The organism is Stappia sp., assembly GCF_048261845.1.
In the GTDB taxonomy this organism is placed as follows: Bacteria; Pseudomonadota; Alphaproteobacteria; order Rhizobiales; family Stappiaceae; genus Stappia.
Genome location: NZ_JBLXFR010000078.1, coordinates 1 through 14,059, shown reverse-complemented (window position 1 = coordinate 14,059; position 14,059 = coordinate 1). Strand labels below are relative to the sequence as shown.

The following is a 14,059-nucleotide window of genomic DNA, read 5'->3' as shown; positions in this document are numbered from 1 at the left end:
CTCCCGGCCGGATGGTGAGCACCTTCTCCTCCTCGAAGGCCGAGACGGCGACGATGCCGAGCAGCGTGATGCCGATGCCGGCATGGCCGAGCGCCGTGCCCCAGGCGGAGCCCGGCAGGCCGTAGAGGCGCGCAAGACCGTTCGACAGTCCGACATCGCGGAAGCGGGCCCGCGACAGGATTTCCGCCACCGCGCCGCAGATCACCCAGGCGGCAAGGCCGACGCCGAGCGCGGCGAGGATCTTTTCGGTGCCCTGCGCCCAGGCGGTCACCAGCGTCGCGGCAAGCGCGAGGCCGAGCACCGCGTAGAGCCGCTGGCTGACAGCGACAAGATCGCCGCGTTTCCAGGCGAGCAGCGGGCCGAAGGGCATCGCGATCAGCAGCGGCACCATCAAGGGCCCGAAGGTCAGGTTGAAGAAGGGCGGGCCGACGGAGATCTTCTCGTCCGTGACCGCCTCCAGCGCCAGCGGATAGAGCGTGCCGACCAGCACCGAGACCGCAGCCACCGTCAGGAGCAGGTTGTTGAGCACCAGCGCGCCCTCGCGGCTCACGGGCGCGAACAGGCCGCCCTGCTTGAGCAGCGGCGCACGCCAGGCATAGAGCGCCAGCGATCCGCCGATGAAGGCGACGAGAATGCCGAGGATGAAGGTGCCGCGCAGCGGGTCCGTGGCGAAGGCGTGGACACTGGTCAGCACGCCGGAACGCACCAGGAAGGTGCCGAGCAGCGACAGCGAGAAGGTCAGGATGGCGAGCAGCACCGTCCAGACTTTCAGCGCGCCGCGCTTTTCCATGACGATGGCCGAATGGAGCAGCGCCGTGCCGGCGAGCCAGGGCATGAAGGAGGCGTTCTCGACCGGGTCCCAGAACCAGTAGCCGCCCCAGCCGAGCTCGTAATAAGCCCAGTAGGAGCCCATGGCGATGCCGAGCGTCAGGAACATCCAGGCCAGCAGCGTCCAGGGCCGCACCCAGCGCGCCCAGGCCGCATCGACGCGGCCGAGCAACAGCGCCGCGATGGCGAAGGAGAAGACGATGGAGAAGCCGACATAGCCGATGTAAAGCAGCGGCGGATGGATGGCCAGGCCGACATCCTGCAGGATCGGGTTGAGGTCGTTGCCCTCCATCGGCGCCGGGTCGACGCGCAGGAACGGGTTGGACGTTGCCAGCATGAACAGCAGGAAGGCGGCGGTCACCCAGCCCTGCACACCCAGCGTCGCCGCCCTCAGGTCGGCCGGGATGTTGCGACCGAAGGCAGCGACCAGCGCTCCGAACAGCGCCAGGATCAGCACCCACAGGAGCAGCGAGCCCTCGTGGTTCCCCCACACGCCGGTGATCTTGTAGAGGTCGGGCTTGGCCGAATGGGAGTTCTCGACCACGTTGAGCACCGAAAAATCCGATGTCACATAGGCATGACTTAGGGCCGCGAAGGCGATCCCGACCAGCAGGAACTGCATGCCGGCCACCGGCGGCGCCACCGCCATCAGGCGCCGGTCGCCGGCAACCGCGCCCCAGACCGGGACGACGCACTGCACCAGCGCAAGCACGAAGGCAAGGATCAGCGCGAAATGCCCGAGCTCAATGATCATGGCCGGTTCTCTCCCTCGTCACCGCCGCGCCTTTCGGGCACGGCCTCTTTCCGGCCCGGACCGCTGCGGCGGCCGGTTATTCCTTGCCCTGCCAGACGCCCTTGCCCTTGAGCGCATCGGCCACTTCCTTGGGCATATAGTTCTCGTCGTGCTTGGCAAGCACGTTGTCGGCGTAAAACACCCCGTCCGGCTTCATCACGCCCTCGGTGACGACGCCCTGCCCCTCGCGGAAGAGGTCCGGCAGCAGGCCGACATAGACGACGTTGACGGTCTCCACCGTATCCGTGACCGCAAAGCGCACCTCGGCATTCTCGCCGCGCGTGATGCTGCCCTCGGCCACGAGACCGCCAAGACGGATCCGCTGACCGTCGGGAACCGACTTCGCCGCGATGTCGCTCGGGCTCTGGAAGAAGACGATCCGGTCGTTCAGCGCGAAAAGGATCAGGCCGACCGCGACGGCCAGCACGGTGCCGGCGGCGGCGATCATTGTCAGGCGTCGTTGCTTGCGCGTCATCTTGCTGTCTCGTTTCGTCCGCTTCCCGCAGGCGCCTTCGCGCCTGACGGCGCCGGCCTCGCCGGTGTCACGATCCCTGTCCCAGCTCCCGGGCAAGGCTTTTCACCCTGGCCACCGCAGCCGGATCATCCTTCAGCGCCTCGCCGGCGCGCGCAATGACCTGGCGCAAACGGTCCGTGTCGCCAAGCACGGCCAGCGCCCGCATCAGTTGCAGCCATTCCCCGGTCGACCCGCCGTCGGCCTCCAGCCGCGCGTCGAGCCCGTCGACCATGGCGCGGATCATCGCCCCGCGATCCTCCGCCGCCATTCCCTCGGCAGCCTGCACATCCTCGCTCGAGGGTCCCGCGAGAGGGCTCTCGGGCACTTGTGCCTCGACCCCCAGCTTCGCCAGTTCCATGCGCACCGCCTCGGCCCATGCCTCGCCGCCGCTGGCATCCTTCAGGAGATCCTGCCAGGCGGCCACCGCCGCCTCGCGCAGGTTCTCCTGGGTCAGCGCCAGCGCCAGGAAGAAGCGCGGCTTGACCGCCTCCGGATCGAGCTTCACGGCCCGCTCGAAGGCGGCATGCGCCTCGGCGCTGACGATCCCGTTATTGGCGACCACCAGCGCTTCGCCCCGGTCGGTCTCCCGGCGAACGTCAGGGCCGAGCAGCCGGATCGCGGCCGCATAGGCCGCGGCAGCGTCCCCGGGCCGGCCGAGCCGCATATAGACCGGCGCCAGCACGTCCCAGCCGCGGCCGTCGCCGGGATCCTTCGCCAGATGTTGCTCGACCCGTGCGACGAGTTCGGGCAGCGACCTGTCCTGCGCCGGCGCCTGCAGGCGCGCGACGAGCGGCTGGTCGGGAATGTCAGGGGAGCCGAAGGCGAGATAGGCACCGATGGCGGCGAGCGGAATGACGCAGATCGCCAGAATCCGGACGACGCGCAACCTAAGCCGCCCGCCGTTTCCCGGCTCCGCCGTCTCGCCCTGGTTCGCGGCCTGGTCGGCGGCGATCAGCCGGCGGGCGATTTCCGTGCGCGCGGCAACCGCCGCCTCCTCGGAGATCAGGCCACGGTCGAGATCGCGCCCGACCTCGCCGAGCTGCGCCTTGTAGACTTCCGCGTCATGAGCGGCGCCCGCACGCGCCTGCACACGCCCGGCACGGGCCAGCGGCACGAGAACGGCAAGCGCGGCCAGCACGGTCAGAAGGGAGAACGCAATCCACATCGTCATAAGGGGGATATAGACCGCGCCTTGCCCGTTTCCGCAAGTGGAAGCCGCCTGTGACAGGGGGTCGCGCCGGCCGCGCCGGTCAGGAGGCGGCCTGCCTGGTCTCGGTCTTCGGCGTCAGCGCGGCCTTGCGGCTTCGGCGCAGCTGGTCGGCATAGTCCTTGCCGTAAAAGTCCTCGCACAGGTCGATGGCCACATCGACGGCGACCAGGTGCGCCTTGCGCTGGGGGCCCTTGGATTCGGACAGGGCCTGGAGGAGCGCCCGCGTCTTGATCTCCAGCGACTGGTCGAGCGCCTGGCGTGTGCGGGCCGTGATCTCGTTGACCGCAAGGCTTTCGGCCACATCGCGCATCTTGTTGACAAGCATGACGCCGCGATGGGCCTCATCGAGCAGCAGCACGTCGACATCCGGCTCGCCGTCGGAGCGGATCTTCGGCACCGTGAGGGCGCGGCGGATATTGCCCATCGTCGCCTCCAGCTCGCGGGTGACGAGGCTGGACAGGGCACGGCGGGTTTCCGCGACACGCTTTTGCCAGGCCGGCTTCTCGGTCAGGTCGAGCTGCCGGTCGAGCACCTTGACCAGACGGGAATAGGCGTTGATCGCGGAAGACAGCTCGCGGTTGGTACAGTTCCCGCAGGCAATGCCGGAAAACCGCTCCACCTCCGACAACGCCATCTCGGCAAAGACCGCATAAGGGCTCGCGGCGATCTTGCGGATCGACATTGACCCTGCAAGGGCGGCGGCAAGCGAGAGCATCGCTTCAGGCGCCTCCACACGGCTCAGCACGATCGCGCCGACCAGATGCTTGTGGTCGGGATGCCGATCGGTCACGGCCTTGATCCGGACCAGCGACGGGCTGCCTGCCTTGAAGTCCCATTCGGTCAGCCGTTCGGGCAGGCTTTCGCGCAAGGCGTCGAGCCATCCCGTCTCCAGGATGGCGGCGGTGACGTCCTCGAGGTCGCGCAGGGCCCGTTCGCCGCCGACCAGCATGCAGATCTTCTGATGCGAGCGGTCGTCCGCACGGGCCTCCGCGAGAGCCTTCTGCAGCGGCTGCAGGACATGGCGGCGCAGGCTCGCGGCCATCTCCACCACCTCGTCCGGATCGGTCTCGAGGCGGCGCGACAGTTCCGTGGCGACCGAGACCCGGTCGGGCGCGATATCGCGGGCGATCCAGGTCCAGATCAGCGGCAGGCTGGCGCGGGTGATGCGGCCGGGTTCCTTGGCCGGCAACATCTCGCTGACAAGCAGGTCCTCGACCGGCGCGAAGAACAGCCTTTGCAGCCAGTTTTCGCGCGGCTCGGCATCGAGAACGACGCCGCAGCTGCGCCGGGCTGCGCTGACGCAGGCGCCCAGAATGAGATCGAGATGGGGATCGTCGGAACCGCGCGCACGCGCGCTTTCCAGCCCGCGCAGCAGGGTCTGCACCGCGCGCGGGGACAGCGCATCCAGATAGGAGCGGATTTTCTCAGTCAAATGGTGCCGATCAGGCATCAGTCCGCGCTCGACAAGGGATGAAAACACACAGTCGGAATCATCGCAGAAAAGGATTAATTGAATCTTGGCAACGGATTGAGACAAACGCCAAGGATCGGCAACCGGGCCTTGCAGACCCTGCGTCAGGCGGAACGCTTCCTCGCGGTGCCGTTCGTCAGGTGATCGGCTGCCAGCCACCGTCATCGGCAAGGCAGGCGGACCCGCGCATCGAGCGCTCCGTCTCGCCGACGACGACGACATGCGTGTAGTCGCGGCAGACGATGTTGTTGACCTGGTAGTTCGGCCCGGTGACAACGCGCCCGCGCGTGCCGTTGCTGCGGTTCCGCCATTCGACGCTCTCGCCGGTGCGGTTGGTTCGCAGCGCCCCGCGCCAGGCGGTCGCGGCGGCGCGCCGGTCGTCCACCGACAGGCCCTTGCCTGCTTCCGAGCGCATCAGGTCGGCAAGCACGACATCGGCCTCGGACTGCGGAACGGCGGGCGCACTGAAGGCGCTGCCGAGCAGGCTGCCGCCGACCACGACCGGGCCGCTGTCGACATTGCTGCTGGTGCCGCAGGCACCTGCCAGCATCGCCGCCGCCACCACACTCGCCAGCCTGAAGGCTTTCATTCCTCGCACCCGCCCATGCCTCTTGCCTTTGCCGTATCCATGTTCGGGTCCGGCATCCGCGGCCCCGGTTCGCATGAAACGCCACCGCGTCAAAAAAGTTCCGCCGATCCGGGCGGCGCTGCCGCATATACCCCGGCGCGGCCTTGCCGCTCCGTGAGGGTCAACAGGATCGAATCTAACCAATCGGGCTGGGAACGCCAACCGGGAGGAAGGGTCTGCCCGAGTGAATGTTCGACAAGGTTACACATGTCTTTGTGGCCGAACTGCGTTCCGCGACCCGGCCGCCCGGGCCATTTTTTTGCGTTGCAACTTGCATAGGGGCCGTGCTCACAGGGCCGGCAGGACAAGCCGCGCGGCAAGCCCGCCCGCCTGTGCCCTGGAGAGCGAAAGGTCACCTCCGTAAAGGCCGGCCAGGTCAACCACGATCGACAACCCGAGCCCGGTTCCCGGCACCGTCTCGTCGAGCCGGCGGCCACGCTTCAGCGCCTCCGCCCTTTCCTGCGCGCCGAGCCCGGGGCCATCGTCCTCGATGGTCACCACGACCCGTTCCGTTCCGGCTCCCTCCCCTTGCGGCGCGACGGTGACGCGCACCCTCGACGAAGCCCACTTGCAGGCATTGTCGATCAGGTTTCCGGCCATTTCCTCCAGGTCCTGCTCCTCGCCGCGAAAACGGACCGGCGCGCGCATCTCGAGAGAGATGTCGAGGTCGCGGTCGCGGTGGATGCGGCCCATCGCCCGGATCAGGCGGGCCAGCACCGGTTCGACATCGCATGAGACGCCGATGACGCGGCGCTGTGCCGCCATGCGTGCCCGCTCCAGGTGGTGATTGACCTGGTTGCGCATCAGCTCCGCCTGCTCGCCGACCTTGTCGGCAAAGGGAGCATCCTGGCCGCGCACCTCGTTGACGATCACGCTGAGCGGCGTCTTCAGCGCATGCGCCAGGTTGCCGACATGCGTGCGGGCGCGTTCCACCACCTCGCGGTTGGAACGCACCAGTGCGTTGAGTTCGACCGCCAGCGGCCGGAGCTCTGGCGGCAAGTCCTCGTCGACGGTCTGCGCGTCGCCTCGCCGGACGGCGGCAAGCGAGGCGCTCAGCGCCGCCAGCGGCCTGAGGCCGACCCGCACCTGCAGGAAAATCGCCCCGACGAGCCCCAGCCCCAGCACCAGCAGCGTCAGCGCCACCTGGCCGGCGAAATGGCTCTCGCGTTCGCGCAGTTCGGCGGTGTCGCCGGCAACCGCGATCCGGTAGGCGGCGGCCTCGCCGAAGATGATCGTGCGCTGCAGGGCGCGCAGCTCGGACGCACGCGGCCCGCTGATCACCGATTGCAGCACTTCGCCGGGTTCCGGTTCCGGCAATTCAAGACGATCGCCAAGCAGAGACTGGGAGGAGAACAGCACCTCGCCGGTATGGGCCTGCATCACCATCCAGTACCAGCCGGAGGCCGGCAGGTCGAAGCGCGGATCGCCCAGGTTGCCCGGTACGGCGGGCGAACTCGGCGTGCCGGCCGCCATCTCGCCGATGATTGCCTTGAGATAAACGTCGAGCCTTGCGTCGAACTCGCGCTCGCTCGCCTCGCGGTAGAGCGCGACCAGGACGAAGCCGGTGACGAGGAGCGCCACCAGCGACCATAGCGCGGCGACCATGATGAGCCGCGTCGCGATCGAACGCTGGCTGCCGCGCGGAGCCGGTGCCGGCGATGCGTCTCGCGCCGCCTCGGTCTCGGGCCCGGCGGTTTCAGGCATCGGGCTCGCCGATGCGGTAGCCGAGGCCGCGCACGGTCTCGATCAGGTCGCTGTCGAGCTTCTTGCGCAAGCGTCCGACGAAAACCTCGATCGTGTTGGAATCGCGGTCGAAATCCTGATCGTAGAGATGCTCGATCAGTTCGGTGCGCGAGACCACCCGGCCCTTGTGGTGCATCAGGTAGGAGATCAGGCGGAACTCGTGCGAGGTCAGCTTGATCGTCGATCCGTCCTTCGTCACCTTGCCGGCGCGAATGTCGAGACGGAACGGGCCGACGGCAATCTCGTTGCTGGCATGGCCCGCCGCGCGGCGCAGCAGGGCACGCAGCCGCGCCACCACCTCCTCCATGTGGAAGGGCTTGGCGACATAGTCGTCGGCGCCGGCGTCGATGCCGGCGACCTTGTCGGACCAGCGGTCCCGGGCGGTGAGGATCAGCACCGGCATCAGGCGTCCGTCGCGGCGCCAGCGCTCCAGAACCGACAATCCGTCGAGCACCGGCAGGCCGAGATCGAGCACGACCGCGTCATAGGGTTCGGTATCGCCCAGAAAGTGGCCTTCCTCGCCGTCATGGGCGGTGTCGACCACATAGCCGGCCTCGCCAAGGGCCTCGCAGAGCTGCCGGTTGAGGTCCTTGTCGTCTTCCACCACGAGCAGTCGCATGCGTTCGGTCGTCCTTTGATGACAGGAATTGGCGGGGAGGCCGGGCGGGCCTCAGCGGAGAACCTGGCCGGAGCGGGCATCGATGATGCGCTCCTGCAATCGTTGGTCAGGAAGAAGAACCGATAGCACATAGACCAGTCGTCCGCCTTCGCGACACAGTTCGGCACGCAGGATCTCACCGTTGACGGCACCCGCGACGCTGCCGAAAGGTCGCGCATCGCCGCTTTGCACGGCGGCGCGCGCATCCTGCTGGCTGAGGCACTGGGCCGAGGCTGCCGTCGCCGGAACGACAAGCGCCAGCGCCAGCGCGAGGATCCGTGCGCCGCGTCGAAAACCGGACGTCGTGCCGGTGAATATGGGTGTGTGCCTGACCATGCCCGATCCATAGCGCGTTGCGCCTGAATAGCACATGAACGTCTCACGCAGGAACCTGAGGGGTTACGCGCCCGCTCACCCCTTGCCGGACATCCCCGCGCGCGCTGCCCGCACCGCGCCCTGCACCCCGTCGACCAGGAACAGCGACAGGAGGATCCCGCCCGCCCATTCGTCGAGCGGCGGCGGCAGGGCGGCGACATCCCAGTCGAAGGAGAACACCGAATCGGCGATCACGGCACTCCACCACAGGCCGAGCGGCAGGACAAAGAGCAGCCGTCCGAGCCGGGCGGCGGACAGAAAGTGCCCCTGCTCGGCGCCCAGCACGGCACGCGCGTGAGCCCGGGCCTCTATCTCGCCGCGGACCGCTTGCCCCGCCAGATCCGCCGATATCCGCGCCGCATCGGTTCGCGCCGCGACGCGCGTCTCGAAGGCCCTGACCAGCGCCGTCAGCAAGGGGCCCGCCAGCAGCCCGAGAAGCGCGCTCATGCCCTCCACTCCCGCCGCTGCGCGCGCCGCCAGCCGGCCGGCGCGCCGGTGATGTGGCGCAGCGCGATATTGGCGAGGTTGACGGCGACGACGATCCACAAGGCCTGGTGCGGCCCGAGCGCCGCCGCCCAGTCGACCTCGCCGAGGAACCTGAGCGCTTCCAGCGCCGCGACCCCGGCCGCCGTCAGGGCGTTTACCGCAAATGTTCTCCATCCGCGCATGCGACATGTCCTTCCGCTTCCGTGTGATGATGATGTGACCAGAGCCGTTCAGCCGGCACGGTTTGGGGTGCGGCGGCGCCAATACCGGCGGACGAGCAGAAGCGTCCCGGCGATGACGAGCGCCGCGACGGTCGCCCCGGCGATCCACCAGGCCGACAGGGTTTCGCCCCGGGCTGCCCCCGCCGCACCCAGGCCGAACACACCGGCAAGCGAGGCCCACAATCCGCGCCGTGCGGACGCACGCGGCTTTGCCGCCGGCGGGCGGGAGGCAAGAGACACGCCGCCGTCGCCATAGTCGCCGGCAAGCAGCAATGCCGCCTCTTCGCGACGACGACGGACAAGGCCGGCAAGTCGCCGGCCGCCGGCAGTGTTGTAGTTGGCGCCAAGGATTTTCGCCGCGCCGGCAACGTCCCCCGCCTTCAGCGCCCGAGCCCAGCGCCATCCGAGCGCCCGGGGCCCGAGATTGAATGCGACCGAACAGGCCGCGTCGTGGCGATGCTGCGGCAACTCGCCCAGCTCCCGCGTGACGGCAGCGCCGTATTCGCCGTCGACAAGCCGGCGCAGCAGCGCGTCCGCCTCCCCCCGGTCCAGCCGGTCGCCGGGCGCCAGGGCCCGTCCGTGCCGGTCACGCCAGAAGGCTGCGAAAACGCGGCTGCCCATGGTGAAACCGTAGCCGATGGTCAGCACCCCGACCGGATCGCGATAGGCCCTGGCGACGAAACCCTCGTGCCGGGCGATGAAGGCAAGTCCCCTGTCGCTGATGCGCATGGGTGTCTCCTCCTGGCTGGAAGTGGCGGGTCAAGCGGTGAGATCGAAGGTCCCGGGTGCGCCCGGACCGACAACGGCGGAGATCTGGCGCACGCGCAGCCGGAACGCCTCCTGCGGCGTGCCGAAGGCGGCAAGCTCTTCGCCCGCCGTCACCACAAGCTCGGGCACCTCCGTTTCCCGGGCCAGAAGCGCCGCGCCGCTACCATCGAGCAGTTCGGCCAGATACACCTCGCGTTCCTCGCCAAGGGGCACGTCCCCCTCGCGCCAGCCGTCGCCGCCGATGCGCGTGCGGCGGATCCAGACAAAGCGCACCTCGCCGCCCGGCACTCTCTCCATCCGCGCGTGCACGGGAGAAAACGGCAAGAGCCCCCGCGCGCGCGCCACATGGTCGATGTCGGCCCGTGCCGGGCTGTCGAGCGGCTGGCCCGCCGGCACCAGCGCATGGGTGAAGGCAAGGCCGATCTCGTCGAGTGTCAGCGGCAAGGGCGTCAGTGCCTCGTCGACCAGCACGGCGCGACTGCCGGCCGGCGTTACCCGCGCGGCAGCCGCCTCCGTTCCCTGCTGGCCACGCAGCAACATGGTCAGCGCGTAGCGGCGCGGGCCGACAAGCTGGGCCTGAGCGAACTGGACGATCTCGATGCCGCCGTCGGGCGCCAGGACGGCAAGGGCGTTCGCCCCCGCCAGGACGGCGTCCTCGGTAACGGACGAGAGCGTGCCGCCGGTCACCTCGATTTCGACCTGCCCCGCCCGGTCCCAGATGGCGACCGGTCCCGGCGCCAGGTCTTCGGCCAGCGTGCCGATCAAGGCCGGCTTCTCGATGCGGGCAAGCAGCGTTTGCGGCACACCCTCGCCGGCCCGGTAGACCTGCACCGCGCCCGGCCAGGGGGTGACGAATGCGGCGATCCGAGGTTGCTGCGGCCCCTCGTCACCCGGCATCGGCGGCAGGTCGAGGATCAGCGCATCGGCGCGCCCGGCGACCGCCGTGATGCTGCGCGGCCGCGCCCCGCCGCCGACCGCACGCGCCCTCACAGGCGGGGGACGGCGCACGGACCGCGCCACGATCCGGCGCGCCTCGCCCTCTTCCACCGCCTCGATGCGCACCTCCAGCGTCGCCGCCTGTCCGCTCAGCGGATCCGCCACCAGCCGCGTCACATCGCCCGGCTCCAGCCCGACACTGCCCGGTGGCAAGGCAAAGCGCACCTCCTCGCGTTCGGCCCAGCGCCGCACCAGCAATTTCTCGGCAAGGTTTGCGGCCAGCGCCGGGTCGAGGCTCGCGGCAAGGTCTATTTCTTCCACCCGCCGGCCGTTTCCAGCGGTTTCGGCGGCGATGCGGCGCGAGGAAACGACGAAACGCCGGTGCTCGCGCACCGGATCGCGCGCCGCGATCCTGACCTCCACCGGCATTTCCGCTTCCTGCGCCCGCTGCAACCCGGTCGCCGCCTGCCCGTCTCTCCCCGCCACGACCGCCCCGGCACCAAGATCCGCACGCGGCGGCGTCCAGGCCGGCACCAGCGCCAGAGCCGTCCCCCGGTCGACGGCAACCGCTCCGTGTGCGTCGACGAGCGGTGCCAGCACGTCGCGCAGCCGCACCGGCCCGGAGACAGTGATGCCGTCAAGCGTGCCCGGCAGACCGTCGCAGTCGAGAACGTCGTCGGGCAGGCCGAAATCGGCGGCAAGCCTGCGGACAAGTCCGGCAAGCGACACTGCGCCGAGGCGGCCGTTCAGCCAGTGGCCGGCGCGCCAGTTGCCGCCGTCGGCCCAAAGGTCGGTCTGCGCGGGAAAGGCGGGATAGGGCCGCGCGTCCCAGGCCCACAGATGGATGTGGTCGGGGTCGACCATCGGCCCGCCATAAAGCGGCGACACCGGATTGTAGCCGGGCAGGACGGCGGGATGGGCGCCCGACCAGTAACCGATGACGGCTTCCAGCGCGCGGCGCTGGACCAGGTCGTCGCGGCCTCCGTCGGAAAAGCGCGGCCAGGAGGATTCCGAGGACTTGGCATCGTAAAAGACATTCGGCTGGTTGGCGCCGAAGGTGATTGCCGGCACGCCGAGTTCGGTCAGCCAGACCGGTTTGGAACGCGGGATCCAGTCCGTCGCGGTTCCGGCCTCGACGCCCCCGACGCGCTCGACATGGGCGTTTTCCCACCAGCCGGCGATGTCCTTGGCGCGGTAGACCCAGGGTTTCCCGTGGGCCCCGTCGGTGATCGGCGTGCGCGCTCCCGCCCGCCGGTCGGCCTCGCTCGCGTAGTACCAGTCGAAATCCTCGCCGCCGGCGACCGACGCCGCCAGCGGACCGAGCGCATGCGGGTCTGTCTCGCCGTCCGGGTCGTTGTCCTCGCGCCGGTCGGCGAGCGGAAAATAGGCATCGATGCCGACCGCGTCGATCGCCGGATCGGCCCATAGCGGGTCGAGAGGAAAGCGCAGTTCTCCCGGTGCCGGCTGATGCGCGCCGTATTCGCTCCAGTCGGCCGCGTAGGTGATCTTCGCCCCCGGCAGGATCGCCCGCACCTCGCCCGCCAGTTCCCGCAGCACCCCGACGAAGGGATACTGGCCTGTCGCATCCGACAGCCGCGTCAGCCCGCGCATTTCCGAGCCGACCAGAAACGTGTCGACCCCGCCGGCCGCCGCCGCCAGGTTGGCGTGATGCAGCAGGAACCGGCGATAGGACCATTCGTTCGGCCCGAAATAGGCGACCCCGGAGGCTTGCGGCAGGAAATGCAGCGGCGCGGCATTGCCGGCAAAGGCGGCGATCCCGCTTGCTGCCGCTTCCGTCCCCTCGCTCGTTCCGGGCAGGCCGGGAGCCACCTCGCCGGTGATCCGGCCGCGCCAGGGGTGGGCTGCCTGTTCGGCGCCTCCGTAGGGGTCGGGCAGTCCGTTTGCAGGCGGCACATCCATCAGCAGGAAGGGATAGAGCGCCACTTCAAGGCCCCGTGCCTTGAGATCGGCGATTGCCGCGATGACGCTCGCATCCGACGGCGTGCCGCCATAGGCCGGCACCCCTTCATGGCGGCTCACCTCCCCGGCGGTCGCCCCGTTCAGCCCGGAGACGCCCCAGGTCGCCCCTTGCGTCTGGCGGCCGCGCGTTTCCACCTTGGGGCGGATCGTGCAATGACCGGCACGCAAGTCGTCACCGAACCAGGCCACCACCAGCGCGACGCGTTCCAGCCCCGGGCACAGCGCCTGCAATTCGTCGATGGATGCTGCCCAGTTGCTCGGCGCATGCAGCACCTGCCGGTTGGCGCTTTCCGAAACGCCCGGCCGCACGCTCCAGGTGACGGGCGCAGGCTCGTAAACGAACTCGCCGGCGCCGGGGATGATCGTCACCGCGCGGACAAGGCCCTCCAGTTCCCCGGCGGCGCGGATCACCTCGAAGGTCAGTTGCGGCAACCGGTCGCCAAAGGCCTCCAGCGACAGCCGCTCGAAGACCACATAGGCCGTGTGGCGATAGGCCGGCGTCTCGTCCTGCAGGGCCGCGATCAACGGATCCGCCGGTTGATCGGCGGAGCCCTTGTGGACGCGCCAGGTGATCCCGGTCATGTCCAAAGGCTTGCCGTCGGCCCAGACCGCGCCGACATGCGAGACCGGCCCCTGGCAGAGCGCCACCGCGAAGCTCGCGAAGTAGCGGTAGCTGCGCACCGTCGTGCTGCCTCCCCCGCCGCCCTTGCCGCCGCTTCTCTCCTCGCGGACCTCTTCCTCGAAGCGCGTTGCCCAGATCAGCTGGCCGGCCAGCCGCACCCGGCCGTGGACCATCGGCAGCGGCGCCCCTTCGGTCGAAGACTGCACGGCGAGATCGTCGAGCCTTCGCCCCTCGACCGTGCGGCTTGAGCCGAACAGCCGCTGGTCGAGCACGGAGCCGGCGATGGCGCCGGCTGCCTGCCCGAGCAGGGCGCCGGTGCCGCCAAACAGGGCGCCGCCGATGGCCTTGCCGGCCGCCGCAAGGATCAAGGTTGCCATGGGTTCACTCCGGGAAAGGAGAAAGCGGCGGCGATGCGCCCGCGCCAGGCGGGCACCAGCGGGCTCTCGCTCACCGTAATGCCCTCATAGGCGTGGATGACGCGGGCATCGCCGGATTGCGGCGCGCAGGACAGGATGCCGGCATGCTTGACCGGCGCGCCGTCGCGCCAGCGAAACAGGAGCACGTCTCCCGGTCCCGCCCGGGCCGGCTCGCATTCGCGCATGTGGCGACGGGCGGCGGCGAGGAAACTTTCGTGCGGATCGGCTTCCGCCCAGTCGCGGGTATAGGGCGGCGGGATTTCCGGCTCGCGCCCGTAGAGCGCGCGCCAGACGCCGCGCACGAGGCCAAGGCAATCCGCCCCCGCCCCCTTGCAGCTCGCCTGGTGGCGATAGGGCGTGCCGATCCAGTCCCGCGCCTCGCGCAGGATGTCGTCGCGTGTGATCATGAG

13 protein-coding genes are annotated in these 14,059 nt (G+C 69.4%); all 13 read right to left on the bottom strand.

Annotated features, from left to right (window positions below):
• Positions 1-1,582, bottom strand: a 1,582-nt coding sequence (locus tag ACN0T5_RS19555) for a heme lyase CcmF/NrfE family subunit (RefSeq protein WP_417770292.1), incomplete at its 3' end; no start/stop codon positions are given.
• 76 nt (positions 1,583-1,658) lie between these two features.
• On the bottom strand, positions 1,659-2,096 hold the full coding sequence (gene ccmE, locus ACN0T5_RS19550) for a cytochrome c maturation protein CcmE (RefSeq protein ID WP_417770291.1): 438 nt from the start codon (positions 2,094-2,096) through the stop codon (positions 1,659-1,661).
• 67 nt (positions 2,097-2,163) lie between these two features.
• On the bottom strand, positions 2,164-3,306 hold the full coding sequence (gene ccmI, locus ACN0T5_RS19545) for a c-type cytochrome biogenesis protein CcmI (RefSeq protein WP_417770290.1): 1,143 nt from the start codon (positions 3,304-3,306) through the stop codon (positions 2,164-2,166).
• 79 nt (positions 3,307-3,385) lie between these two features.
• Positions 3,386-4,777 carry a hypothetical protein gene (locus ACN0T5_RS19540; RefSeq protein WP_417770289.1) on the bottom strand — a complete coding sequence of 464 codons (1,392 nt, stop codon included), beginning with the start codon at positions 4,775-4,777 and terminating at the stop codon, positions 3,386-3,388.
• Positions 4,778-4,952: 175 nt separating this feature from the next.
• Positions 4,953-5,405, bottom strand: coding sequence for an RT0821/Lpp0805 family surface protein (locus ACN0T5_RS19535; protein ID WP_417770288.1), 453 nt, complete (start codon positions 5,403-5,405; stop codon positions 4,953-4,955).
• 327 nt (positions 5,406-5,732) lie between these two features.
• On the bottom strand, positions 5,733-7,148 hold the full coding sequence (locus ACN0T5_RS19530) for a sensor histidine kinase (RefSeq protein ID WP_417770287.1): 1,416 nt from the start codon (positions 7,146-7,148) through the stop codon (positions 5,733-5,735).
• A complete protein-coding gene (locus ACN0T5_RS19525; RefSeq protein ID WP_417770286.1) occupies positions 7,141-7,806 on the bottom strand; it encodes a response regulator transcription factor in 666 nt (221 codons plus the stop codon). Before ACN0T5_RS19525 ends, ACN0T5_RS19530 begins: the two co-directional genes overlap by 8 nt.
• A 51-nt stretch (positions 7,807-7,857) precedes the next feature.
• Positions 7,858-8,217, bottom strand: coding sequence for a PepSY domain-containing protein (locus ACN0T5_RS19520; RefSeq protein WP_417770285.1), 360 nt, complete (start codon positions 8,215-8,217; stop codon positions 7,858-7,860).
• A gap of 39 nt (positions 8,218-8,256) precedes the next feature.
• Entirely contained in the window at positions 8,257-8,667 is a 411-nt protein-coding gene (locus ACN0T5_RS19515) for a hypothetical protein (protein WP_417770284.1), read from the bottom strand.
• On the bottom strand, positions 8,664-8,888 hold the full coding sequence (locus tag ACN0T5_RS19510; RefSeq protein ID WP_417770283.1) for a hypothetical protein: 225 nt from the start codon (positions 8,886-8,888) through the stop codon (positions 8,664-8,666). The genes ACN0T5_RS19515 and ACN0T5_RS19510 overlap by 4 nt, the downstream gene beginning before the upstream one ends.
• Positions 8,889-8,936: 48 nt before the next feature.
• Entirely contained in the window at positions 8,937-9,656 is a 720-nt protein-coding gene (locus ACN0T5_RS19505) for a lysozyme (RefSeq protein ID WP_417770282.1), read from the bottom strand.
• A gap of 30 nt (positions 9,657-9,686) precedes the next feature.
• A complete protein-coding gene (locus ACN0T5_RS19500) occupies positions 9,687-13,610 on the bottom strand; it encodes a baseplate multidomain protein megatron (protein WP_417770281.1) in 3,924 nt (1,307 codons plus the stop codon).
• The gene (locus ACN0T5_RS19495) at positions 13,598-14,056 is read right to left on the bottom strand and encodes an NlpC/P60 family protein (RefSeq protein ID WP_417770293.1); all 459 of its coding nucleotides are present in this window, start codon (positions 14,054-14,056) and stop codon (positions 13,598-13,600) included. The genes ACN0T5_RS19500 and ACN0T5_RS19495 overlap by 13 nt, the downstream gene beginning before the upstream one ends.
• Between the last annotated feature and the right edge of the window lie 3 nt (positions 14,057-14,059).

What these genes read in the sequence shown, in the direction of transcription:
- ACN0T5_RS19500 (WP_417770281.1), bottom strand. Translation starts at nt 13,610, where the DNA reads ATGGCAACCTTGATCCTTGCGGCGGCCGGCAAGGCCATCGGCGGCGCC.
- ccmE (WP_417770291.1), bottom strand. Translation starts at nt 2,096, where the DNA reads ATGACGCGCAAGCAACGACGCCTGACAATGATCGCCGCCGCCGGCACC.
- ACN0T5_RS19525 (WP_417770286.1), bottom strand. Translation starts at nt 7,806, where the DNA reads ATGCGACTGCTCGTGGTGGAAGACGACAAGGACCTCAACCGGCAGCTC.
- ACN0T5_RS19495 (WP_417770293.1), bottom strand. Translation starts at nt 14,056, where the DNA reads ATGATCACACGCGACGACATCCTGCGCGAGGCGCGGGACTGGATCGGC.
- ACN0T5_RS19510 (WP_417770283.1), bottom strand. Translation starts at nt 8,888, where the DNA reads ATGCGCGGATGGAGAACATTTGCGGTAAACGCCCTGACGGCGGCCGGG.
- ACN0T5_RS19530 (WP_417770287.1), bottom strand. Translation starts at nt 7,148, where the DNA reads ATGCCTGAAACCGCCGGGCCCGAGACCGAGGCGGCGCGAGACGCATCG.
- ACN0T5_RS19515 (WP_417770284.1), bottom strand. Translation starts at nt 8,667, where the DNA reads ATGAGCGCGCTTCTCGGGCTGCTGGCGGGCCCCTTGCTGACGGCGCTG.
- ACN0T5_RS19535 (WP_417770288.1), bottom strand. Translation starts at nt 5,405, where the DNA reads ATGAAAGCCTTCAGGCTGGCGAGTGTGGTGGCGGCGGCGATGCTGGCA.
- ccmI (WP_417770290.1), bottom strand. Translation starts at nt 3,306, where the DNA reads ATGACGATGTGGATTGCGTTCTCCCTTCTGACCGTGCTGGCCGCGCTT.
- ACN0T5_RS19505 (WP_417770282.1), bottom strand. Translation starts at nt 9,656, where the DNA reads ATGCGCATCAGCGACAGGGGACTTGCCTTCATCGCCCGGCACGAGGGT.
- ACN0T5_RS19520 (WP_417770285.1), bottom strand. Translation starts at nt 8,217, where the DNA reads ATGTGCTATTCAGGCGCAACGCGCTATGGATCGGGCATGGTCAGGCAC.